This is a genomic window from Lactobacillus rodentium, from assembly GCF_003423665.1.
Lineage (GTDB): Bacteria > Bacillota > Bacilli > Lactobacillales > Lactobacillaceae > Lactobacillus > Lactobacillus rodentium.
Genome location: NZ_BFBY01000005.1, coordinates 103,445 through 124,882 on the forward strand (window position 1 = coordinate 103,445; position 21,438 = coordinate 124,882).

At 31.7% G+C, this 21,438-nt stretch carries 27 protein-coding genes and 1 tRNA gene; 21 read left to right on the top strand and 7 right to left on the bottom strand.

The genetic code is table 11. From position 1 onward, the window contains the following. The first annotated feature begins 3 nt into the window (after nt 1–3). Complete coding sequence (locus tag LrDSM24759_RS04375; RefSeq protein ID WP_117118278.1) at nt 4–468, top strand: hypothetical protein; 465 nt, start codon at nt 4–6, stop codon at nt 466–468. Between the two features lie 270 nt (nt 469–738). Further along, a complete protein-coding gene (locus tag LrDSM24759_RS04380) occupies nt 739–2,037 on the top strand; it encodes a Fic family protein (RefSeq protein ID WP_117118279.1) in 1,299 nt (432 codons plus the stop codon). A gap of 138 nt (nt 2,038–2,175) precedes the next feature. Here the strand turns inward: LrDSM24759_RS04380 and LrDSM24759_RS04385 are convergent, their stop codons facing one another. Beyond that, nucleotides 2,176–2,670, bottom strand: coding sequence for a cyclophilin-like fold protein (locus tag LrDSM24759_RS04385; protein ID WP_117118280.1), 495 nt, complete (start codon nt 2,668–2,670; stop codon nt 2,176–2,178). A gap of 93 nt (nt 2,671–2,763) precedes the next feature. On the opposite strand from LrDSM24759_RS04385, the gene LrDSM24759_RS04390 reads away from it, so the two are divergent. The 6 genes from LrDSM24759_RS04390 (at nt 2,764) to LrDSM24759_RS04420 (ending at nt 7,383) form a co-directional block, all read left to right on the top strand. Beyond that, nucleotides 2,764–3,171, top strand: a complete 408-nt coding sequence (locus LrDSM24759_RS04390) for a MerR family transcriptional regulator (protein ID WP_117118281.1) — start codon at nt 2,764–2,766, stop codon at nt 3,169–3,171. A gap of 10 nt (nt 3,172–3,181) precedes the next feature. Beyond that, entirely contained in the window at nt 3,182–4,114 is a 933-nt protein-coding gene (locus tag LrDSM24759_RS04395) for an aldo/keto reductase (protein WP_117118282.1), read from the top strand. Nucleotides 4,115–4,127: 13 nt separating this feature from the next. Continuing rightward, nucleotides 4,128–4,493 carry a DUF2255 family protein gene (locus tag LrDSM24759_RS04400; protein ID WP_117118283.1) on the top strand — a complete coding sequence of 122 codons (366 nt, stop codon included), beginning with the start codon at nt 4,128–4,130 and terminating at the stop codon, nt 4,491–4,493. A 35-nt stretch (nt 4,494–4,528) separates the two neighbouring features. Next, the gene (locus LrDSM24759_RS04405; RefSeq protein ID WP_117118284.1) at nt 4,529–5,398 is read left to right on the top strand and encodes an alpha/beta hydrolase; all 870 of its coding nucleotides are present in this window, start codon (nt 4,529–4,531) and stop codon (nt 5,396–5,398) included. Nucleotides 5,399–5,474: 76 nt separating this feature from the next. Next, on the top strand, nt 5,475–6,518 hold the full coding sequence (locus LrDSM24759_RS04410) for an LLM class flavin-dependent oxidoreductase (protein WP_117118285.1): 1,044 nt from the start codon (nt 5,475–5,477) through the stop codon (nt 6,516–6,518). Between the two features lie 541 nt (nt 6,519–7,059). Next, entirely contained in the window at nt 7,060–7,383 is a 324-nt protein-coding gene (locus tag LrDSM24759_RS04420) for a DMT family transporter (protein WP_117118287.1), read from the top strand. 71 nt (nt 7,384–7,454) lie between these two features. Here the strand turns inward: LrDSM24759_RS04420 and LrDSM24759_RS04425 are convergent, their stop codons facing one another. Further along, the gene (locus LrDSM24759_RS04425; RefSeq protein WP_117118288.1) at nt 7,455–7,958 is read right to left on the bottom strand and encodes a helix-turn-helix domain-containing protein; all 504 of its coding nucleotides are present in this window, start codon (nt 7,956–7,958) and stop codon (nt 7,455–7,457) included. Nucleotides 7,959–8,152: 194 nt separating this feature from the next. On the opposite strand from LrDSM24759_RS04425, the gene LrDSM24759_RS04430 reads away from it, so the two are divergent. The 6 genes from LrDSM24759_RS04430 to LrDSM24759_RS04455 all read left to right on the top strand — a co-directional run bounded on the left by LrDSM24759_RS04430 (nt 8,153) and on the right by LrDSM24759_RS04455 (nt 13,556). Next, nucleotides 8,153–8,836 carry a response regulator transcription factor gene (locus tag LrDSM24759_RS04430; protein ID WP_117118289.1) on the top strand — a complete coding sequence of 228 codons (684 nt, stop codon included), beginning with the start codon at nt 8,153–8,155 and terminating at the stop codon, nt 8,834–8,836. Further along, entirely contained in the window at nt 8,823–9,839 is a 1,017-nt protein-coding gene (locus LrDSM24759_RS04435; RefSeq protein ID WP_117118290.1) for a sensor histidine kinase, read from the top strand. The genes LrDSM24759_RS04430 and LrDSM24759_RS04435 overlap by 14 nt, the downstream gene beginning before the upstream one ends. 19 nt (nt 9,840–9,858) lie before the next feature. Then, nucleotides 9,859–10,902, top strand: coding sequence for a HAMP domain-containing sensor histidine kinase (locus LrDSM24759_RS04440; protein ID WP_117118291.1), 1,044 nt, complete (start codon nt 9,859–9,861; stop codon nt 10,900–10,902). Between the two features lie 123 nt (nt 10,903–11,025). Beyond that, complete coding sequence (locus tag LrDSM24759_RS04445) at nt 11,026–11,676, top strand: NAD(P)-dependent oxidoreductase (RefSeq protein WP_117118292.1); 651 nt, start codon at nt 11,026–11,028, stop codon at nt 11,674–11,676. Nucleotides 11,677–11,769: 93 nt separating this feature from the next. Then, nucleotides 11,770–11,842 (top strand) — tRNA-Thr (locus LrDSM24759_RS04450). A 337-nt stretch (nt 11,843–12,179) separates the two neighbouring features. After that, nucleotides 12,180–13,556 carry an MFS transporter gene (locus tag LrDSM24759_RS04455; protein ID WP_117118293.1) on the top strand — a complete coding sequence of 459 codons (1,377 nt, stop codon included), beginning with the start codon at nt 12,180–12,182 and terminating at the stop codon, nt 13,554–13,556. Between the two features lie 23 nt (nt 13,557–13,579). On the opposite strand, the gene LrDSM24759_RS04460 is transcribed toward LrDSM24759_RS04455, so the two are convergent. Then, on the bottom strand, nt 13,580–14,287 hold the full coding sequence (locus LrDSM24759_RS04460) for a TMEM175 family protein (RefSeq protein WP_117118294.1): 708 nt from the start codon (nt 14,285–14,287) through the stop codon (nt 13,580–13,582). A gap of 151 nt (nt 14,288–14,438) precedes the next feature. Here LrDSM24759_RS04460 and LrDSM24759_RS04465 point away from each other — a divergent pair, with 151 nt between their 5' ends. Beyond that, nucleotides 14,439–14,765 (top strand): putative quinol monooxygenase, encoded by a 327-nt coding sequence (locus LrDSM24759_RS04465; RefSeq protein WP_117118295.1) that lies wholly within the window; start codon nt 14,439–14,441, stop codon nt 14,763–14,765. Nucleotides 14,766–14,799: 34 nt separating this feature from the next. On the opposite strand, the gene LrDSM24759_RS04470 is transcribed toward LrDSM24759_RS04465, so the two are convergent. After that, complete coding sequence (locus tag LrDSM24759_RS04470; RefSeq protein WP_117118296.1) at nt 14,800–15,906, bottom strand: low temperature requirement protein A; 1,107 nt, start codon at nt 15,904–15,906, stop codon at nt 14,800–14,802. A gap of 82 nt (nt 15,907–15,988) precedes the next feature. Here LrDSM24759_RS04470 and LrDSM24759_RS04475 point away from each other — a divergent pair, with 82 nt between their 5' ends. Next, complete coding sequence (locus LrDSM24759_RS04475; RefSeq protein ID WP_157964239.1) at nt 15,989–16,501, top strand: GNAT family N-acetyltransferase; 513 nt, start codon at nt 15,989–15,991, stop codon at nt 16,499–16,501. A 48-nt stretch (nt 16,502–16,549) separates the two neighbouring features. Further along, entirely contained in the window at nt 16,550–17,257 is a 708-nt protein-coding gene (locus LrDSM24759_RS04480; protein ID WP_117118298.1) for a YjjG family noncanonical pyrimidine nucleotidase, read from the top strand. Between the two features lie 79 nt (nt 17,258–17,336). On the opposite strand, the gene LrDSM24759_RS04485 is transcribed toward LrDSM24759_RS04480, so the two are convergent. Further along, on the bottom strand, nt 17,337–18,173 hold the full coding sequence (locus LrDSM24759_RS04485; RefSeq protein ID WP_117118299.1) for a DegV family protein: 837 nt from the start codon (nt 18,171–18,173) through the stop codon (nt 17,337–17,339). A gap of 153 nt (nt 18,174–18,326) precedes the next feature. After that, nucleotides 18,327–18,518, bottom strand: a complete 192-nt coding sequence (locus LrDSM24759_RS04490; protein ID WP_117118300.1) for a hypothetical protein — start codon at nt 18,516–18,518, stop codon at nt 18,327–18,329. 237 nt (nt 18,519–18,755) lie between these two features. On the opposite strand from LrDSM24759_RS04490, the gene LrDSM24759_RS04495 reads away from it, so the two are divergent. The 4 genes from LrDSM24759_RS04495 (at nt 18,756) to LrDSM24759_RS04510 (ending at nt 21,129) form a co-directional block, all read left to right on the top strand. Beyond that, entirely contained in the window at nt 18,756–18,956 is a 201-nt protein-coding gene (locus LrDSM24759_RS04495; protein ID WP_117118301.1) for a CsbD family protein, read from the top strand. Nucleotides 18,957–19,014: 58 nt separating this feature from the next. Beyond that, nucleotides 19,015–19,275, top strand: a complete 261-nt coding sequence (locus tag LrDSM24759_RS04500) for a GlsB/YeaQ/YmgE family stress response membrane protein (RefSeq protein WP_117118302.1) — start codon at nt 19,015–19,017, stop codon at nt 19,273–19,275. Nucleotides 19,276–19,435: 160 nt separating this feature from the next. Further along, nucleotides 19,436–20,266, top strand: coding sequence for an exodeoxyribonuclease III (locus tag LrDSM24759_RS04505; RefSeq protein ID WP_117118303.1), 831 nt, complete (start codon nt 19,436–19,438; stop codon nt 20,264–20,266). A gap of 35 nt (nt 20,267–20,301) precedes the next feature. After that, nucleotides 20,302–21,129 carry an exodeoxyribonuclease III gene (locus tag LrDSM24759_RS04510; protein ID WP_117118304.1) on the top strand — a complete coding sequence of 276 codons (828 nt, stop codon included), beginning with the start codon at nt 20,302–20,304 and terminating at the stop codon, nt 21,127–21,129. Between the two features lie 52 nt (nt 21,130–21,181). Here the strand turns inward: LrDSM24759_RS04510 and LrDSM24759_RS04515 are convergent. Continuing rightward, nucleotides 21,182–21,438, bottom strand: a 257-nt coding sequence (locus LrDSM24759_RS04515) for an IS3 family transposase (protein ID WP_133297789.1), incomplete at its 5' end; no start/stop codon positions are given.

The window sequence follows — 21,438 nt, forward strand, 5'->3', positions numbered from 1 at the left end:
AATATGAGAAAAGGTACTAAAATTGTTATTTCTATTATTGTTGCGCTTCTAGTAATTGTAGGTGGTTTTTATATCTATGCTAGTCATGCAGCGGCAGGCCATATTCCTGGTCATGTTTATGAATATACTTCAGTTTCAGGCAACCAAAAAGCATATATGACTTTTGCTCAAAGTGGTGATGAAGTAATTGTTACGCCAGATAAGAACAAGGCTTTGCAAGCAAGTAATAGTACTGCTGATTTTGAAAAAGTTTATAAGGCCCAAGCTAAAGAAGGTAAGTGGAACTATAAAGCTGATGGTAGTAAGCTCACAATTTCAAAAACTCAAAATAAGCAAGTTTCTTTATGGCAATACAATAATGTGTTAGTTCTTGGTAAGAAGATGCATTCAAGTAGTTTTACTTATCAAATTGCTAATGCCGGACAAGGGCTAGATAAAAAAGCGACAAACTTTGAACAAATTAAATAAAAAATTAATCCTGATGGTAAATCCTTAGATATTTATCATCAGGATTTTTTTGTAAATAAAAAGTATAACTTATTTAAACAATTATTAACAAATAGCTAGTTTTGTTAATAATTGTGTCGAATTAAATATACTATTATTGACAAAATACCAGTTTTGTCGATAATTATTATCAAATACATAAATTAATCTCGACAAAATACTATTTTATTAATATTAAGTAATCAAAATATTTATTGCTTAATTTTTAGTTTATGAAAGAAGGAGAATGAAATGCCTGCAAAATATTTGCCTCTTTCAAAAGTTAGATTTTTATATCCTGGTAATTATTTAGAAGATAGTGACTTTGAAAAAATTTATCAAAATCGTATAAATAATGTATCTGCTTTACGAACTAATTTACATCCTTTACTTACTGACAAAAAGAAATTTCAAAATAATCAATATCCTATTTTTGTAACAATAACTTTTGAATTATTAAAATTAATGGATGATTTTTCAAATAACTCAAAAAAGATTAAATCAATTGTAAAGCATCTTCCTGGTGTAGCCCAGCGGCAATTTCTAGATTCATTATTATTATCTGAAATAACATATACTAATGAAATCGAAGGTGTTCAAACAAACGCATATGAAATAAGTACTTTAATTAAAGAAGGAGAAAAAATTAAGGATGACAATAAGAAAGAAAGGCCACAGCGCTTACGTTCAACAGTAAGAATGTATCAAGAAAATCTTAAAAAGATTGATATAAAAATAAATGCTTTAGAAGATTTTAGAAAAATATATGATCGCTTATTAGCTGGTGAAATTCCAAAAGATAAGCTACCTAATGGGAAGGTCTTCCGTGACAAGCTTCCGAATAATGAAATTTTAAGTATTGGCTCACAATTTAATGTTGTTCATCAACCACCAATTACTGAAAAAGAAATTAATTTTTCTCTTTATCAATTAATAGAATTTATGAATAGCAAAGAAATTCCTGATATTTTAAAGTCAATTATTACTCACTTTTTCTTTGAAAATACTCATCCATTCTTAGACGGAAATGGTAGAATGGGACGCTATTTATTTTCAACGTATGTAACCAGAAAGTATGACTTTTTTACGGGATTATCTATTGCAACAGCAATTCATTCAAGAGTAGAAACTTATTATCGAATTTTTAAAGAAGCAGATAAATTAGAGAATCGAGCAGAATTAACATTCTTTGTAGAGGAAATGTTAAAAATTATTATTGAACAACAAAATAAGAATTTTGAGGCCTTAGATGAAGCAAAATCAAAGCTAGAGGAAGCAAAAAAGAAGATAGAAGGTAAAGTTAAAAGTTTTGGTAACTTAACTGAAAAGCAAAAGGGAGCAGCTTTACAAACATTGATTTATTTAGCTGAATCCAAACTGTTTACTTCAAATGAGCATCTAGGGATTAGAGATGAAACTATTAAAAAATTAAATTCTGAAAATAAAATTTCGCTTCGTAGGACACAGGAAATTATTAAAATTCTTGAAGAAAAGGAATTAATTAAGCAAGTAAGTGCTAGACCAAAACAGCATGTCATAACTTTTTTGTAAAGTAAGATTATAGTCCATGTAGCTAAAAATTATTTTTAATCCTGATGGTAAATCCTTAGATATTTATCATCAGGATTTTTTTGTAAATAAAAAGGCTATAGTAAAAACTATAGTCTAAGTATCAGTCAAATAATCATATTAATTTAATTCTATTTTTACTTTTGTATTATCTTTCATCTTACTTATCACTGAAGAATAATTTTCTGAGGTAAATTTTCCGATAATGTGAATGCCAGGATAGTAATCAACATGACCATAGTAAAAAATAATTCTTTGATCGGGTGACCAATAGCCAATTTCTCCTGCTTTACCTTGGTCTCCCTTTGGCATGCCTTTAATTGACAAAGAATGGTTCAGGTCCGCCATCTTCTCTGGATTATCCATAAAACTAGTAAAAGTTAAGGTAGTAGGTAATTCCTTTTTAAAATCCTTGGCCGCACTTGTAGAATTTAATTGTGCATTTAAAGTCTTTCCATTAATGGTAATTTTTAAATTTGTCATTTTAGTTTGATTCCTTTCTTTTGTAGTATGTGTAGTTGAAATTGAAGAAGAGTTCGTATTGTTCTTTTGATTTGAACAACCAACTAAATTTAAAGTAAATATTAATATTAAAAATAAAGATAATTTTTTCATTATTTCACCTCTAAAAAATTGTTCAAGAAAATAATTAAAATGCTTGACTTGTAGTTAACTCAAAGTAGTAATTTACATTCAGGAGGTATATAGATGTCTGATTTAACTATTACAGAAGTGAGTAAAAAATACAATATAAAACCTGATACTATTCGTTATTATGAACGCATTGGGTTACTTCCTAAAATTCCTCGTAAGAATAATGGTAATCGTTACTTTAATGAGGGGATGCAGGGCTGGATTGAAATGATAGTATGTTTACGTCATTCAGGTGTTCCTGTTGAAAAATTAATTGATTATGCTGATATGTTACGTGTTGGCGATGAAACTTTACAAGCACGTGAAGATTTATTAAAAGAACAACTTAAAGAATTAGAACAAAAAAAGAAAGATTTAAATCGTTCAATTAATCGCTTAAAACATAAAATTTCCCTTTATGAATCAGGAGAAATTAGAGAAAATAAAAGCTATTTTGAAGAATATAAGATTTTAGATGATTAGGAGAAAACTAATGACAAAAAATACAATAGTACTTGGAACCTGGGCTTGGGGCGATAATAACAGTTATTTTGGTAATAATTATGATGAGGATCATTTCCGACCAGTTTTTGATGCTGCAATTGCTAAAAAATTAACCTTTTTTGATACTGCGACAGCTTATGGCAATGGAGGCTCAGAAAAAATTCTGGGTGATTTAATGCAGAGTGTTCCACGTAATGAATTAACGATTTCTACTAAATTTACTCCTCAAATGGCACCAGCTACAGATAATCCTGTTCAAACAATGCTTGATGAAAGTTTAAAACGTTTAGGAACTGATTACATAGATTATTATTGGATTCATAATGATGCCGATGTTGAAAAATGGACCCATGATCTTTTACCGGTTTTAAAATCAGGCAAGATTAAACATGTGGGAGTATCTAATCACACACTAAGTGAAATTAAACGAGTACAAGAGATTCTAGCTGAGGAGGGTTTTAAACTAGATGCAGTTCAAAATCATTTAAGTTTATTAGATCGAAGCTCAGAAAAGGCTGGAATTTTAGATTACTGTAAGGAAAATGGTTTAGAATTTTTTGCCTACATGGTTTTAGAACAAGGTGCGCTAACTGGTAAATATAGTGTTAATAATCCTTTCCCTGCTGGTAGTGTTCGTGCTCAGGCTTATAACGATAAATTGCCGCAGTTAACCGACTTAGTTGATAAATTATCAGAAATTGGTAAAAAGTATGATTTATCTGCAGCTCAAACAGCTATGGCTTGGGCGCTCTCTAAAGATACTTTCCCAATTATTGGGGTAACTAAAGTTAACCAAGTTGAAGATGCAGCGCAAGTTGCTGCTACTCGATTAACTGAAGCAGAAGTAAAAGAATTAGAAGCTGTTGCTGCAAAAATCAATGTCGATACCACTGGTAGTTGGGAACCAAATATGAACGAATAAAAGGAGATAGACAATGAATTGGTCAAAAAAATTAATTAATGAGATTAATAAGAGTACTACGGTTCAAAATCAACCTTATGACAAGACTAAGGAACCTTTTCAAGATAATCCGCTTTGGGTTGTAACTATTGATAATCATGTTTATTTGCGTGCTGGTAAAGGGAAAGAGAGTAAGTGGTACCAAGAAGGACTTAAATATGGCGGTCAAATTGAAATTAATGGAGAAACTGTCAAAATTACTTATCGACCTGTAACTGATAAAAAAGAAGAGGATGCTGTAACAAAGGCTTACTTAGAAAAGTATCATGGCCAATATCCAATTGAGATGATGATTTCTGATAAGTGTGCGGAAGCAACAGTTGAATTAATTCGCCAATAAATTAATCGAATAGATAAAAAGAGAGAATTAAAAGAATGAAAGTTAGAAAAAAAGGGTTAATAATTACTATTATTGGAATCGTCGTTCTAATAATTTTCTTCTTAGGATTCTTGCATCAAAAAGAGACTAGCAATAAAGTTCACGTAGTGGCTAAAACAACTCCAACTTTCTTTTTTCATGGTTGGGGCAGCAGCTATCATGCCGAAGAAGATATGGTTAAAGCTGCCGAGCATGCTGGTGTTACTAACGATGTCATCAGAATTAACGTAACTTCGAAGAATAAAGTGATTTTTCATGGAAAGTTAAAGAAAAATGCAAAAAATCCAATTATTGAAGTGAATTTTGATGATAATAAATTAGCTAAGGCAAGCAATTACACGACGGGATATGACACAATTGGTGCAGATTATGTGAATACAGCTCTAAATGCTGTTACTAAGAAATACCATTATCATAAAGTAAATATTGTTGCTCATTCGATGGGAAACTTGGAAACAGCTTATTATTTCAAAAAATACCCTAACAAGTTACACGTGGAACATTTTGTTTCAATTGCTGGTCACTATGATGGAATTATTGGAATGAATGATGAACCTAATGAGCTTAAATTAAATAAAAAGACGGGTAAGCCTAATATTATGCGTTCAGAATATCGGGGTCTCTTACCATTGAGAAAAACATTTCCAAGAGATACACGGGTATTAAATATTTACGGTAATTTAGAAGATGGTACCAGCTCAGATGGTGATGTTGGTATTAATTCTGCTAAGTCGTTAAAATACTTAGTAAAAAATAGAGCCAAGTCTTATCAAGAATTAATGATTAAGGGTAAAAATGCTCAACATAGTAAACTTCATGATAATAATGAAGTAAATAGAGCGATTATCAAATTCTTATGGGAATAGAAGTTAAAATAATTGACTAACTTTTAGTAAGCTTATAAACTAATGCTGTACTTTAACAGTAAAGGAGACTATAGGCATGAAAGTATCAATTTTAAATTTAGCTCCCTTAAGAAAAGATAATAAATATCGCGAAGCTATTGAGAATATGATTGAGTTGGCACAAAAAGCCGAAGAGTTGGGCTATGAACGTTATTGGATTGCGGAACACCACAATAGTAAATCATTTGCTAGCTCAGCTACTCAAATTCTAATTGATCAAACTTTAGCTGCAACTAAAAAAATCAGAGTAGGTTCAGGTGGAGTTATGTTACCCAACCATAGTCCCTATATTGTGGCTGAACAATATGGTACGTTAGCAACGCTTTATCCTGATAGAGTTGACTTGGGTTTAGGCCGAGCTCCTGGAACAGATATGGAAACTGCTCAGGCTTTGAGAAGAACTGAAAGAACAGCAGACTTTCCCAATGAAGTTGAAGAATTGGCGGGCTATTTTGAAGATATAAATGAAGTTCATGCTTATCCAGCAGCAGGTGTGAAAGTTCCGATTTATATCTTGGGCTCAAGTACAGATAGTGCTCATTTGGCAGCAAAGTTAGGGCTACCTTATGCCTTTGCTTCTCATTTTGCTCCTGGGATGCTCATTGAGGCTGTAAAAATTTATCGTGATGAATTTAAGCCCTCAAAGGTTTTAGATAAACCTTATGTCATAGTTGGTGCCAATGCCTATCTGGCTGATACTAATGAAGAAGCAAAACGTTTAAGTACTACCCAAACTCAGGCTTTTGCTGACTTAGTATCTAATAATTTACGTCCTTTGCAACCACCAGTTGATAACGATGAGATGGTTTGGGATAAAGTACGTGAAGCAGATACAGCTAATGTTCCTAATTTTGGACCAGTAAAGTTTAATGCAGATGATCTTATTCGCAGAAAGAAGCAAGTCGCTGACAATATGGCGCGAGTAACTTTTATTGGTGATAAAGAAACTGTTAAAAAACAAATTAACTATCTTCAAGAACAAGTACAATTTGAAGAATTAATGATTAATAGTTATATCTATGATATTAAAGCCCAATATCATTCATTTAAGCTTTTAAAAGAAGTAATTGAAACGCTATAAAAAAAGATGAAATATTTTGAAATATTTCATCTTTTGTTTTTGACCATAATAAAGAGTACTAAACATTAAAATAGAGTACTAAAAATAAGCTTTTAAAATTTAATATTGAAACTTTAAAGAGGAATTATATTAACTAGTATGAGATAATATAGTGCGAGAAAAATTATAAATAAGTTGAGGTTGTAAGAATAAATGAAATATTGGATTACGAGCCTGCTTTTATGGTTAGCTCTGTTTTCCATAAGAGCGGGAATGATTTTAACCCAGACAGCTAACGATCTTGAAGATAATGATGCGATTAAACAAAACTGCCTAATAATATTGGGTTGTTGTGGCATGATTGTACTAGTAGTTCATATCTGTTGGCTGTTGTCATTAAAAAATAAGAGTAATAAATAGGAGAGTTTTGATGTTATGTCGAAACTCTCCTATTTTAGTTTCATGTGAAACTTAACCACGCGAGAAAAAATAAAAATACAAGACTAGTTAATTTAAATTTTACTATTACAATAATTAATAAACTAGAAAAAGGAGAAATTAAATGGGATATATTGAATTAGCTATTGCAATTGTTGCAGAAGTGATTGGAACTAATTTTATGAAGGCTTCAGTTGGATTTACAAAATTAATCCCAGCAGTTGCAACTATTATTTCTTACATTATTTGTTTTTATACTCTTTCCTTATCATTAAAAACACTCAACTTAAGTGTGGCTTATGCTACCTGGGGAGGAGTAGGAATTATTCTAACTACTATAGTAGGTGTGATGTATTGGAAACAAGAGGTTAATATACCGCAATTAATTGGAATTGGTCTAATAGTAATTGGAGTAGTAGTTACAAACATGTTTTCTGAAGGTCATTAGAGCAAAAATATAATTTGAGAAAGAAAAAAGTTCAAAATTAATGATTTAACATTAATTTTGAACTTTTTTCTTTAAAAGGCCCACTTAAAAAAATTTCGTTGATCATTTTCCCCCCCCGAAATTTTTTGCGCTTTTTTTAGGCGTTCAATCTCCTCTAAAAGAGCTTGATTTTGTTTACGTAAATCATTGATTTCTTGGTGATGGGGAGGAATTAGTTTTTTTTTTCTTGGGCGACCTCTTTTTACTGGTTGAGCCAGTTTACCTTGTTCATTAAGACGGTTCCATTTATAGATTAAAGAGGAACTAGAAATACCAAAATGAAGAGCCGTGGCTTCATATGAAGCACTATTTTCTTTTTTCCAATTCAAAACTTCAAGTTTGAACTCATAAGAATAATCACGGTGATTACGCTTTTCACGTAGGGCGGTTACACCATGCTTTTTATATTGTTTTACCCAAAATAAGAGTTGTGAACGAGAAGCAACATTAAGTTCCTTAACAATTTTTTCTGAACTTGTTCCTTGTAAATATAATTTTACAGCAAGTTGTTTTTCTTCAAATGTAAATTTACTCAATTTATATTCCTCACTGAATTTGACTTATAAAAATAAATTATATCCATAAAAACATATTTATATAGCCGATTATAGTTATTTTATATATAAAAATATGTTATTTTATGTACTTATTAAATTTGTTTACTATTTTACTAACAACTATAATATAAATTACAAAGGTAAAATAAACGTAAAGTTGAGAAAAAAAGTAAATGACAAAATTATTAATTGTAGAAGATGATAAAAATATTCAAAAATTGCTTAAGGCCTATCTTGAAACGGACTATGATTTGGTGCAAGTAGAAGATGGAGAAGCGGCGTTAAGTTTTTTAAAGGACAAGCAACAAGTTGATATTATGATTACAGATGTCATGATGCCCAATATGGATGGTTTTGCCCTAGTAAAAGCATTACGTAAGGAAGGTTTTAAATTTCCTGTTATGATGCTTACTGCCAAAGATACGATTCAAGATAAAACTGTGGCTTTCAGTAATGGAGCTGATGATTATATGGTAAAACCGATCGATTATCAGGAATTAAAATTACGCTTAGTTGCCTTATTACGGAGAGCAGGTAATGAACATCCTAATCAGTTAATTATTCAAGATATTGTGATTGATCGCAAGAATTATACTGTTCAGCGAGGAAAAGAAGTAATAGATCTTTCCAAGAAAGAATTTGACCTACTTTATAAATTGCTTTCAACTCCCAATCAGATCTTTACTAAAGAACAGTTGTTAGATGCAGTATGGGGTGAAGAATCTTTTAGTACAGAAGATACAGTAAAGACTCATATTAGTAAATTACGAAAATTATGCCGTAATTTTGAAGATGTCTTTAAGATCATAACCGTGCGTGGATTGGGATATAAAGGTGAAGTGAGTGAAGAAAAATAAAGATTCGTTTACACGTACAATAATTATTTATTCTGCTGTTCTGGCAACAGTAGTGGCGATCTTATTTGGAATAGCAGTATTTTTATCAATTAATACCGGACAAAAGCCTCATATTATTGGCCTCATGATGTTAGTCCTATTCTTTAGCTTTAGTTTTAGTATTAACTATGCAGTACTTACATATTTATTTGGCTACATTAAAGAGTTAACACAAGCAGTAAAAAAAGTGGCAAATGGAGAATTTGATATTCGACTAAGTAAACATCAACTTAATCCTTTAGATAGTACTTTTGAAGATTTTAATCAAATGGCTTCAGAATTAGGGAGTACAAAAATCATGAAAGAAGACTTTGTTAGTCAATTTTCTCATGAGTTTAAAACGCCAATTACATCGATCAACGGTTTTGCTAACTTACTGTTAAGTGAAAATATAGCGAAAGAAAAAGAGGCTGAATACTTAAAAATAATTGCAGAGGAATCCAAACGGCTAAGTGATCTATCATTTAAAATTTTAAATTTAACTAATTTAGAAAATAAAAAAATTATTACTAATAAGAAAAATGTTGAAATTGATGAGGAATTACGTAAATCTCTAATTTCATTATTTCCAGCATTAAAATCTAAAAATTTAAGTTATAAACTAGATTTACAAAAAGTTAAATACAATACTGATCCAGAATTATTAAAAGAAGTATGGCTTAATTTGCTAAATAATTCGATAAAGTTTACTCCTAAAAAGGGGACAGTATTTCTAAGTTGTAAAGAAGAAAAAAATCGAATTGAAGTAATTATTGGAAATAATGGTCCAAAAATAAATCAAAAGGAGAAAAAAGAAATTTTTGATAAATTTTATCAAGGAGAAACACAATATAAAAATGAAGGAGTAGGTCTAGGATTAGCAATTGTGAAACAAATTTTAGACCTACTAAATGGAGAAATAGAAGTAGAGACTAGTTTTCAAAATTTTTCAGGTACGTTTTTTAAAGTTATATTAACCAAGTAACAAATACATCGAGGAAATAATGAAAAAGAAAAGTTCATTTTCAAAATTATTAATTATTTATCCACTAATAATTGCTGTGATTGTCACGTGTTTATTTGCGACAGCAGTAGCAATTCCTTTTACTATCCTTCCTTACATGGGCCCACAGATCTTAAGTTTTGAACTTATTAGTTCGATCTTTTTGTTAGGTTTATTAATCATTGGTAGTATTTATGCTTATGTGATTAAGTCTTTGAGACGTACTACAAGGGCAATGCAAAAAGTTGCAGAAGGAGATTTTTCAGTTAGATTACCAATTAGAAAACATGATCCATTAAATGAAAGCTACCTCAACTTTAATTTGATGGTTGAAGAACTAGATAGTACACAAACGCTAAAAGACGATTTTATTAGTCAATTTTCCCATGAATTTAAAACTCCCATTACATCAATTAATGGATTTGCTAAATTAATTGAAAGTGAAAGTGTTCCAGAAGAAAAAAAGAAAGAATACGTAAGCATTATTGCAGCCGAATCTGAAAGATTGGGAAAATTATCAGAGCAAATTATGATGCTCACTAATTTGGAAAATAAAAAGATTATCAGTAAGCAAAAGGCTGTTAATATTGATGAAGAATTGCGTAAGTCGATCATTTCTTTACTACCAGCTTTAGAAAAGAAGCAATTAACTTATCAATTAGATTTACAAAAAGTTAAATATAATACTGATCCAGAATTGTTAAAAGAAGTATGGCTTAATTTATTGAATAATTCGATAAAATTCACTCCAAAAACAGGTACAATTTTCGTTAGTTGTCAGGAGCGGAATGATGAAATTGAGGTAATTATTGGAAATAATGGCCCAAAAATTGCAGAAAACGAAAAAAATAAAATCTTAGAAAAATTTTATCAAGGAGAAACAGCAAATAAATCAGAAGGGCTAGGATTAGGGCTAGCAATTGTAAAACAAATTTTGAATCTTATTAATGGAAGAATTGAAATTTTTTCTAATTATCAGAATATCTCAGGAGCATTTTTTAAAGTGATTTTGCCTAAAGAGCAAAGTGTAGCTGGTGAGAGTTAAAATAAATTATCAGATTGGAACTTCAGCTACTGCTGAAGTTTTTATTTTAAAACAAATTATTAGCAGCTTTTTCATGAATAAACTAAAATAAAGTAAAGAAACTAAAGGAAAGAAGGCAAGCTGATGATAAAAGTAGGAATTATTGGTGCATCTGGGATGGCCGGCAGTGCGATTTATAAGTTCGCTGTTCCACAAAAGGACCTTAAAGTAACGGGAATTATCCGTAATGAAGAAAAGGCTAAGAAAGTATTAGGCGATAATGCTAATTTACTTATTGGTGATGTTTTAACAATGGATGATGCTTTACTCAAAAATTTTGATGTAATTGTAGATGCTTTTGCACCAGCACCAGAAAAAGCTAATGAACAAATCACCTTAGCAAAAAAATTAATTAACCTTTCTAAAGATGATAATAAGCGTATTATCTTTATTCTAGGTGCCGGCAGCTTGCATACAGGTGATGACGAGCATCTAGTAGTAAAAGATATTGAAAAGATGGCAGGTAATGAGGCTTGGGTAAATATCCCAAGACAACAATTGAAAGAATTGGAATATTTACGTGGCGTTAATGATGTAGATTGGCTAGGAATTTCCCCGGCAATGATGTTTGAAGCGGGTCCTGAAGCTGCCGAATATGCTTTAGGTGGCGATGAATTACTTTATAATGACAAAGGCGAATCAAAAGTTACTTCTGGCACTATGGCACGCTTAGTAGTAAATGAAATTTTACATCCTCAGCATCATCAAGAACGGATAACAATTATTGATAAATAATTTAAAAAAGAGAATTTGAAAAAATTCTCTTTTTTTATATTTTTTTCTTGCAAATAAAATTGATTTTGCTATACTATTATTTGTTGATGAGTTGCTGACTTAGCTCAGTTGGCAGAGCACGTCATTAGTAATGATGAGGTCGAAGGTTCGAATCCTTTAGTCAGCACAGATTAGAAGCTCTAGGCATTTGCCTAGAGCTTTTTTTGTTTATTTACTAATAAAAGATATTCTAATTAAAGGCAGAAAATTTAGATAAACACACAAAAAACACACAGACGCTGTTGAGAGAAACTTGTGTGTTTGAGGGAATAAAAAATCTAGTACAAATTCAGTGATGACGGGCATTTTGCTCGTCATTTTTTGTGTGTTCAAGTAACTCATTATTTGGGCAGAGCTTTAGAAATATAAAAAAATATAAAGAAAATTTGCAGAAAGCGCTTCCATTTTAAACAATCTTAATATATAATCAAATTGTGATCATAAGAGATTAGGAGGAAGGATTAATGTTTAAGTTTTTGAAACCTGCTCCAACAGCCACGAAGAAGGTTCCTAAAGAAAAAGTAAAATCATCATATTTATGGCACCAAACTGGTGTATTGTTAGCAATTTGTATTGGTTATATTGGATATTATGTTATTCGTTTAATTTTTACTACAGAACAAAAGAGCATTAGCCAAGTTTACGGTTTAAGTACAGCACAACTAGGTTTAGTAATGTCGTGTTTCGGGGTGGGATATGCGATTTCCAAATTGTTTTTGGGAGCATTAAGTGATAAGAGTAACCCGAATCACTATCTGGCAACTGGTTTAATCATTTCAGCAATTTTAAACTTTGGTCTTGGACTTAATTTTGCTTTCTTTTTCAAAATTAATAACCGTACAGTATCATTAGTTATCATTATGGCTTTGATGCTGATCATGTCCATGGCTCAAGGGATGGGTGCTGCTCCTTGTCAAAAATTAGTTCAACTATGGTGGGGTAAGAAACACCGTGGAACTGTTTATTCAGTTTGGTCATCTGCCCACAACGCTGGAGCTGCAGCTTGTGTAGCTGTAATCCAATTAGCAACCTGGTTATTCCATGGTTCAATTCCTTGGGTATTCTACACTGGTTCAATTGTTGCTTTAATTATTGCAGCTTTTGTCTTAATTACTGGTTCAGATCGTCCAGCAAGTGTTGGTTTACCAACTATTGCAGAACATGATGGTGATGCACCTACAACTAAAGAAGGTAAAATTGATCAAGAAGAAATTACAAGTTTAACTCTTCCTCAAATTTTCGTTAAATACATTTTGAAAAATAAGTTAGTATGGGCTATTACCCTTACTTCCATGTCATTATACTTGGTTCGTTACGGCGTCATGTCATGGATTCCAAGTTACTTAACAGATGTAAAAGGCTTTAACGATAGTTTTGCTAAATGGTTAATTGGTATTTTTGAAATTGCAGCTGTACCTGGTGTTATCCTACTTGGAGCAGTTTCCGACTTCTTGAAAGGACGTCGTGCAATTGTATGTATTGGTTGTGTAATCGGTTTAATTGCTTGTTTGAGTATTTACTTCTTTGCAAGTAATCATACTTTGATCGTTGTGATTTTAATGCTAATGGGTACTTTAATCTATGCACCTTTAACTCTAGTTGGTTTAATGGTTAATGAAGCCGTTCCTAAGTTTGCAGTCGGTTCTTCAACTGGGTTTATGGGCTTCTTCCAATACTTATTTGGTGAAACCTTAGCAACTGCTTTAATTGGTATTTTAGTAAGTAAATTTGGTTGGCTTGCAAGTAATGTCGTTCTATATAGTGCTGCAGGTCTCGCATTATTACTACTTATTTATATTATGATTAAAGAAAAAAGCAATGTTAGAATGCAAAATAAATAAGGGATAAAAAATAAAAGTTCTGCTTAATCAGCAGAACTTTTATTTTGTCTATGTCTTCCTGAGAAGTTATTTGAAGGAAAAATAAATGAAAGAATTGGAATTGCCAGATATAAGATCATGGCTAAACGTGGTAGGAATAAGGCAAGAATAATTAAGACGATATTTAATATTAAAATCCAAATCATGCGACGCAAAGAAGTTCGAGTCATAAAAACATTCATAATTTTGTAATCCTTCATTGTCGGCATGGCCCCTACATATTGTTCAATAATTCTAAGAATTTTGGCGATTAAAAATACAATTCCAAAATTAGCCACCGCAAAACTAGATGGATCTTCCATGATCCACTTGGTCATTATGGGTAACAGTGAAAGGTCGGCTAATAAGAAAAAATCTATAATAGCAGTGGCTTTACTTGGTTTTAAAATGAAATAAGAAAAATCTAAGTGAAGGTCATACCAAAAATCTGCGATAATAAAGAATGAAATCAAGAAAACTATAATATCACCAATAAATTTTGAATAATTGTTTGGTGTAAGTGGAGGTTTTATTTCTAAAACAATAATAGTGATAATAATGGCTATAACACCGTCGTTAAATGCTTGTAAATGTTTGCGTAATTTTTCTGGTTCTTTAGCTTGGGCTTGATGCATTTTCTCTCGATTTTGATTTAAGATTTCTTTTTCCTTGTCGGTTAATTTTTCAAAATCATGTCGATTTCTATTTAGCATTTTAATCAATTCTCCTCTAGTTAATGTTATTTCTTTTCAATAATACTATTTTAAACTTTTGAAAAGCAATTATTAGTTTGAAGCGCTAAAATTAAAGAAAAGATATTACCCGGGAAATTAATAGAATTTAATATTTTAGAGGAGAAGAATTATGAGCCTAACAATTAATCTTTATTATACTGGAAAGAATGGTAGTGCCCGTCGTTTTGTAGAAGAAATGGAAAAAAGTGGAATTGCGCAACACATTAGAGAAGAAGAGGGTAATGAGCGTTATGAATATTTCTTTCCAGTTAATGATCCAGAAACTGTTTTATTAATTGATAGTTGGACGGACCAAGCGGCTATTGACAAGCACCATGCAAGTCCAATGATGGCTGAGTTAGCAAAGCTTCGTGAAAAATATGATTTGCATATGAAAGTTGAACGCTATGTTCCTGCATCGGAACTAAAAAGTGATGAAAAATTTATCAGAAAATAAAAAAGAGCCTGCGGGCTCTTTTTTATTTTGAGTTTTAATTATTACTATGTTTAATCATGTAACTAGTTAAATAGATTGCGTTTAATAGGGTTACAAGCGCAGTAACAATAGCAAAAATAGGAAAAACATGCCAGCTAAAGCAAATCAGATAACCAACTAATGTAGTAAGGGAAAAGGCAATAATAATAGTTTTATTAACAACGATTTTGTTATAGTAATTAGCAATCCATAGACCAATATAAAAGAGTACTAAGCCAATAAATAGACAAGTAACTGCGAAAATTGGTTGTGCGGATTCTTCATTAATAAAATTAAGCGAAACGGTAACGAGACTGATACCAAATAAAATGAAATAGTGTAAATAAATCAGTAAGTTTCCTGTTTCCTTTGTTTGTTCTTCATTGATCATATGATCAAATTCAACAATATAAGTAAAAAACAGGCTTACCACACTAATAAAAATTAAAATTGAATAAATAGATAAATTGCTTTGAGTAAAATAGTTGGCAATACCAACAATAGTCTCGCCAAACATTAAAATAATTAAGGCAGTTAGCCTTTCTAGTAAGTGTGAGAAAATAATAGGATGTTGACGAGTATATTTTCCAGTAAATGCAGGTCCAATCCAAGAAAATAAAATTCCAATTAGGGCAATTATTGTACCAATTTTATTCGGAAAAATACCACCGATTAGAAGAGTAATTGTACGGACTGCCAAGATGAGCGCAAATGCGCGAGCAATATCTTTGTCGTACTTTTTGGTTGCTTGAGCATAGACAATTATATATTGAATGCAGAGAGTTAAAGAAAGTAATCCGGCTGCCAGAAAGAAAATTGCTAAATGGTGGTCAAAGGTGGCAGTGAATGCATTTGACATGTATAGTACAATCCCCATATCAATAAAAGAGAAAATTACATTTGTCCATGAAGAAGTACCATACCGGTTGGTAAAAACGGTTTGTATCATCCAAGAATTAATGAAGACAATAATTACTAGAGCAAAGATGATAAATGTTACCGGACTAATAACACCATGATGAAGGTGGTGAATTAGACTTGTTGCCCGGGAAATCATGTACACATAGACTAAATCATAAAATAGTTCAATCAATGAGACACGTTTTGTTAAAATATGATTCATAGTGAAAAACCTTTCTGTAATTAATAATTTTAATTATATAAAAGGCACCTTAATAATGTAAATGAATCTTGGAGAGAGAAAATTGAAGCTAGAATTAAAAGAAATAGATACGCTTCATGCTAAAGAAGAATATGAATTATTTTCAACGATGTCAAAAGATGAAAATGGCTTTGAAAATGAATATGCAGGAATTGAGTTTAAAGAATTTAAAACTAAAGCAATTCCAGCAATGCTAGAGATGGGACAAGGGAAAAATTTACCAAGTGGCTATGTTCCTGCTAGTACTTATATTTTATGGTTAAATGGTGTGCCAGTAGGTGTATTTAAATTACGTCATTATTTAAATAATTTTTTACGTCAGGGTCCGGGACACTTAGGTTATGGAATTAGAAAAGAGTATCGTGGACATGGTTTGGCTAGTCAGGGACTTACTTTAGCAATTGAAAAGGCTAAAAGTATTATTCCAGAATCAGAACTTTACCTTGCTTGTCATAAGGATAATCCAGCTTCATTGCGAGTTATGCAAAAAAATGGTGGTTATCTTGATCATGAAGATGAAAAAGAATACTATGTTCGAATACCTTTAAATGATTAATTTCTGATATAATCAAAACTATTACCTATAAAAAAGGAAGTGAGTTTAATGAAATATAAACAGATAATTTTTGATGTAGATGATACTTTAATTGATTTTGCCTCAACCGAAGATTATGCTTTACACACTTTATTTCGTTTGCATAATTGGGAATTGAGCCCCAATATACAAAAGCAATTTCATACTTATAATCAGGCGTTATGGCGCCAGCTTGAACAAGGTGAAATTACAGTTGATGAATTAAATGAAAAAACTTTTCGTGATTTCATTAAACGCATTTATGGCGAAACAATTGATGGTAAAGAAGTAATGAATGAATATCATTCCTACTTTGGTGAAGCCCACAAATTACTTCCAGGAGTAGAGGATACTTTGCGTTTTGCACAAAAAGAAGGATATAAGTTAACTGTCTTTTCAAATGGTGAAAACTTTATGCAACACCACCGCTTGCAACTAGCAGGAATTGAAGAGTACTTTGATTTGATCGTTACTTCTGATCAAGCTCATTATTCCAAGCCAAGTGAACATGCCTTTGATTATTTCTTTAGTCGAACAGAAATTGGCCCTAATGAAACGATCTTCTTTGGTGACGGACTACAATCAGATATCTTAGGTTCTGAAAAATATGGCGTAGATAGTATTTGGTATAATCACCGTCATCGTAAAAATACATTAAACTTACATCCTTTATTTGAAGTAGAAACTTATCCTGAATTTGTTAAGTTGATGCAAAATGACTTTGAAAAAGCATATTAAAAAGGTCTTGCTAAGAATATAAATAATTTCTTAGTAAGACCTTTTTCTTTTTTAATTAATTTCAATTCAAAAGTACTATTTATTTTTCGTAACCGACCATGATGCCGCCTTCTTCAGCATAGTAGCTGCATAAGCCACCACATTCACCAATTTTAACATCTGCATCAGGAAATTTATTTAAAATTACTTGTTTAAAGGCTTCAGCACCTTCAATATTATTTACTTGGTCAATTTGTACACGACCACCAATATAGCCATTCTTAATCATGTCAGAAAGCATCTTTGTTTGAGCTTTTTTGACACCGCGTGCTCTACCAGCCATATCAAATTCACCCTTGTTATTAGCTGTTCCAATAATGTTCATCTTTAATAAGCTTGCCATCTTAGCTACTGTATTAGAAACACGTCCATTATTTGCTAAATTAGTTAAGTCTTTTAAGGCAAAGATTAAAGCAATATGGTGTTGGTAAGCTTCTGCTTCCTTAACAATTTCCTCGAAAGAATAGCCTTTGTTAACTAAACGAGCTATTTTACGAGCTAAAAGTTGAAGTTGAGGACCGGCAGAACGAGAATCAAAAACCAAAATTTTAGCTTTTGGATCTTCTTCGTGATAAATTTTAGCTGCTTGTATAGCTGCATTGTAACTACCTGATAATGCCCCAGTAATTGTAATTACAAAAATTTCGTCGGCACCACGGTAAGCATCAAGCCAAGCATTTAAGTTTGGACAAGATGAAGTGGACTTATCATCAGTAGCCTTTAAAGCAGCTTGAAAAGCAGTAAGGTCTAGATTCTCATCATCAATCCATTCTTTATTATCTACTCGTAAGGAAAGAGGGACACTGATGTGTTCAATCCCATCAATATTTTTATCATAAAAATTTGCACTTGAGTCCGTAATAATTCTTGTTGTCATAGGAAACTCCCTTGGTGTGTAATCTATCTTTTTTATAGAATTAATTCTTATCTTTAGTCTAATTTAGGTTAAATAAACTGTCAAAATTTAAGCTATGTCTTAAATTTAACTTAAGAAAAAGTAAAAAAGAGTTCTAGCTCAGCTAGAACTCTTTTATTTATAGGAGTGAGCAAGTAAAGCTCCTACACCTATTAATGCCAAAATGGCAAGAAGAGGTAATAGAATGTAAGAAAGAAAAATTGCCACAATTCCAATAGCAATTAAAATTATTACGGCCTTTGCTATGCTTACTCCTAATTTAATTAATAGCCACAGAATAAAGAGGCATAATAATAATGAAAACATTGTATTCTCCTTTTAAATTAAATGACTATCAAAATAATTCTCTTCTATATTATACAATAAGTTAGAAAGAGATAGTTGTTAACAGTTATTAAGAAAAGCTTAAGAGATTAAATTGCCAGAGTTTAAATTTTGAGTAACCATTAGCAGATGATAATATAATTATAACAAGAAAAATAAATTGATTGGCCAATCGCTTATTTTCTTAATTATACCTATCCAGAAAGGACGGATATATTTATGACGAAAGATAAACATGGCTTAAAAGATAAAGTCGCTGGCAAACTCAAAGAAGTTGAGGGCAAGATTACGGGTGATAAAGCCCGTGAACTTGAAGGAAAAGCTCAAGGAGCAAAGGGTAAAGCCAAGGATAAAGTTACGCATATGGCACAAGATTTAAAGGCTAAGAAAAAAGAAGCTGAAAAATCTCACGCTAAATAATAAAAAATAAATTCGAATAAATAATGTAAAAAATATTTTATAAAGGAGGCGCATTCTTATGCTGCACTGGTTATGGGTTTTAATAGTAGGTGGAATTATTGGTTTGATTGCGGGAGCAATCACTCATAAGGGCGGTTCAATGAACTGGATCTTAAATATTATTGCTGGATTAGTCGGATCATCAATTGGTGAAGGACTTCTAGGAGCATGGGGCCCACAACTGGCTGGCATGGCTATCGTCCCATCATTACTAGGAGCAATTATCTTAGTACTTATTGTTTCATGGATCCTTTCAATGATTCATGGTAGAGAAGCTTAGGTAAAAACAACTTAAAAAATAAATTTTAAAAGTGATTTTCATAAACTCAAAATAAAACTCCAAAAAATAAACGGCAGTCCGCAAGGGCTGCTTTTTCTATATTGTGACTACTTAGCGGTAAGATAAGAGTGAAAGAAATAATTAAGAAAGGAAAAGAAGTATGATTTTTATTTCCTGGAATATTGATTCACTTAACGCTGCTTTAACAAGTGATTCTAGTCGTGCACAAGAAACTCGTGAAGTTTTAAAGAGTATAAAAGAAAAAAAGCCAGACGTAATAGCAATACAAGAGACAAAGTTACGTCCTACTGGACCTACTCCTAAGCAGATAGAAAAATTAACAGAATTTTTCCCAGATTATAAATATGTCTGGCGGTCTTCAGAAGAACCAGCTAAAAAAAGCTATTCAGGAACAATGTTCCTTTATAAAAATGAATATGATCCAGAAGTTTTATATCCCAAGATTGATGCTCCAGAAACTATGGATGATGAAGGTAGAATTATTACTTTAGATTTTGGTAAATTCTTTGTTACCCAAGTTTATACGCCTAATGCTGGGAGTAAATTGGCACGTCTTGAAGCACGCGAGATTTGGGACAAAAAATATTGTGAATATTTAAAGCAATTAGATAGCCAAAAGCCTGTAATTGCAAGTGGTGACTATAACGTCGCCCATGGAATGGTAGATTTAAAGCATCCTGAAAAGAATCAAAATTCTGCTGGGTTTACGCCTACTGAAAGAAGAGATTTCGAGAATTTAATTGATGCAGGATTTACTGATACTTATCGCTTTAAGCATCCTGATGGGCGTGATTATTCATGGTGGGATCAAAGAATTAGAACGAGTAAATTGTATAACTTAGGCTGGAGAATTGATTATTTTTTGGTATCTAATCGAATAAAAGATTTAATTCAAAAAGCTGAAATTTTAGATAGTGGAAGTCGTAAAGATCATGCTCCAATTTTGTTAGAATTAGATTTAACGGTATAATTTTAACAAAATAATTGGAGAGGAATAAAAGCTATATGATCTTAATATCTTGGAATATTGATTCTTTAAATGCGGCTTTGACAAGTGATTCTAATCGTGCGCAAGAAACTCGCGTAGTATTGAAAACAATAAAGGCAAATGATCCTGATGTAATTGCCATTCAAGAAACTAAATTACGTGCAACTGGACCAACAAAAAAACACCAAGAGAAATTAACAGAATATTTCCCAGGCTATAAATATGTCTGGCGATCTTCAGAAGAACCTGCACGTAAGGGCTATGCTGGTACAATGTTTTTATATAAAGAAGAATACGATCCTGAAGTAACTTATCCTCGTATTGATGCCCCAGATCCAATGGATGATGAAGGCCGCATTATCACCATGGAATTTCCAGAAGTTTTTGTTACTCAAGTTTATACACCTAATTCTGGGAATGAATTAAAGCGATTGGATGATCGCCAAGGCTGGGACCATCAATATGCTGATTATTTAGCCGAGTTAGATGAAAAAAAGCCAGTAATTGCAAGCGGTGATTATAATGTGGCTCACACAGAAATTGATTTAAAGCATCCGGAAAATAATCATCATAATGCTGGCTTTACTGATGAAGAACGTCATGATTTTGAAGAATTACTTGCTAAAGGCTTTACAGATACTTTCCGTAAAGTTCACGGTAATGTAGAAGGTGTTTATTCATGGTGGGCTCAAAGAGTACGTACAAGTAAAGCTAATAATTCAGGCTGGAGAATTGATTATTATTTAGTTTCTAACCGTATTGCTGATGCAGTTAAGCGTTCAGAAATGATTGATACGGGTGAACGTAAAGATCATGCACCATTATTATTAGAAATTGACTTATAAAAATATTAAATAAAAGGACGATGAATGATATGAACCCTAAAATTAGGACATATTATTGAGCCAGTTGATTTAAAACCATATTTCGATATTGAATCGGAGTATGGTTTTTTATTGTGCTCTTGATTCTTTTGTTATTGTAGTAATAAATATATTCTTTGATTGCTTTTTCAAGCTCATCTAAATTCTTAAATGTTTTCTCAAACCCATAGAACATTTCTCGCTTTAAGATACCAAAGAAACCTTCCATTAATCCATCATCTAATGAATTTCCTTTTCTAGACATTGATTGCTCAATACCATGATCTTTAA

Coding starts and splice junctions, on each gene's coding strand:
- LrDSM24759_RS04375 (WP_117118278.1), top strand. CDS start 4: ATGAGAAAAGGTACTAAAATTGTTATTTCTATTATTGTTGCGCTTCTA.
- LrDSM24759_RS04380 (WP_117118279.1), top strand. CDS start 739: ATGCCTGCAAAATATTTGCCTCTTTCAAAAGTTAGATTTTTATATCCT.
- LrDSM24759_RS04385 (WP_117118280.1), bottom strand. CDS start 2,670: ATGAAAAAATTATCTTTATTTTTAATATTAATATTTACTTTAAATTTA.
- LrDSM24759_RS04390 (WP_117118281.1), top strand. CDS start 2,764: ATGTCTGATTTAACTATTACAGAAGTGAGTAAAAAATACAATATAAAA.
- LrDSM24759_RS04395 (WP_117118282.1), top strand. CDS start 3,182: ATGACAAAAAATACAATAGTACTTGGAACCTGGGCTTGGGGCGATAAT.
- LrDSM24759_RS04400 (WP_117118283.1), top strand. CDS start 4,128: ATGAATTGGTCAAAAAAATTAATTAATGAGATTAATAAGAGTACTACG.
- LrDSM24759_RS04405 (WP_117118284.1), top strand. CDS start 4,529: ATGAAAGTTAGAAAAAAAGGGTTAATAATTACTATTATTGGAATCGTC.
- LrDSM24759_RS04410 (WP_117118285.1), top strand. CDS start 5,475: ATGAAAGTATCAATTTTAAATTTAGCTCCCTTAAGAAAAGATAATAAA.
- LrDSM24759_RS04420 (WP_117118287.1), top strand. CDS start 7,060: ATGGGATATATTGAATTAGCTATTGCAATTGTTGCAGAAGTGATTGGA.
- LrDSM24759_RS04430 (WP_117118289.1), top strand. CDS start 8,153: ATGACAAAATTATTAATTGTAGAAGATGATAAAAATATTCAAAAATTG.
- LrDSM24759_RS04440 (WP_117118291.1), top strand. CDS start 9,859: ATGAAAAAGAAAAGTTCATTTTCAAAATTATTAATTATTTATCCACTA.
- LrDSM24759_RS04445 (WP_117118292.1), top strand. CDS start 11,026: ATGATAAAAGTAGGAATTATTGGTGCATCTGGGATGGCCGGCAGTGCG.
- LrDSM24759_RS04455 (WP_117118293.1), top strand. CDS start 12,180: ATGTTTAAGTTTTTGAAACCTGCTCCAACAGCCACGAAGAAGGTTCCT.
- LrDSM24759_RS04460 (WP_117118294.1), bottom strand. CDS start 14,287: ATGCTAAATAGAAATCGACATGATTTTGAAAAATTAACCGACAAGGAA.
- LrDSM24759_RS04465 (WP_117118295.1), top strand. CDS start 14,439: ATGAGCCTAACAATTAATCTTTATTATACTGGAAAGAATGGTAGTGCC.
- LrDSM24759_RS04470 (WP_117118296.1), bottom strand. CDS start 15,906: ATGAATCATATTTTAACAAAACGTGTCTCATTGATTGAACTATTTTAT.
- LrDSM24759_RS04480 (WP_117118298.1), top strand. CDS start 16,550: ATGAAATATAAACAGATAATTTTTGATGTAGATGATACTTTAATTGAT.
- LrDSM24759_RS04485 (WP_117118299.1), bottom strand. CDS start 18,173: ATGACAACAAGAATTATTACGGACTCAAGTGCAAATTTTTATGATAAA.
- LrDSM24759_RS04490 (WP_117118300.1), bottom strand. CDS start 18,518: ATGTTTTCATTATTATTATGCCTCTTTATTCTGTGGCTATTAATTAAA.
- LrDSM24759_RS04495 (WP_117118301.1), top strand. CDS start 18,756: ATGACGAAAGATAAACATGGCTTAAAAGATAAAGTCGCTGGCAAACTC.
- LrDSM24759_RS04500 (WP_117118302.1), top strand. CDS start 19,015: ATGCTGCACTGGTTATGGGTTTTAATAGTAGGTGGAATTATTGGTTTG.
- LrDSM24759_RS04505 (WP_117118303.1), top strand. CDS start 19,436: ATGATTTTTATTTCCTGGAATATTGATTCACTTAACGCTGCTTTAACA.
- LrDSM24759_RS04510 (WP_117118304.1), top strand. CDS start 20,302: ATGATCTTAATATCTTGGAATATTGATTCTTTAAATGCGGCTTTGACA.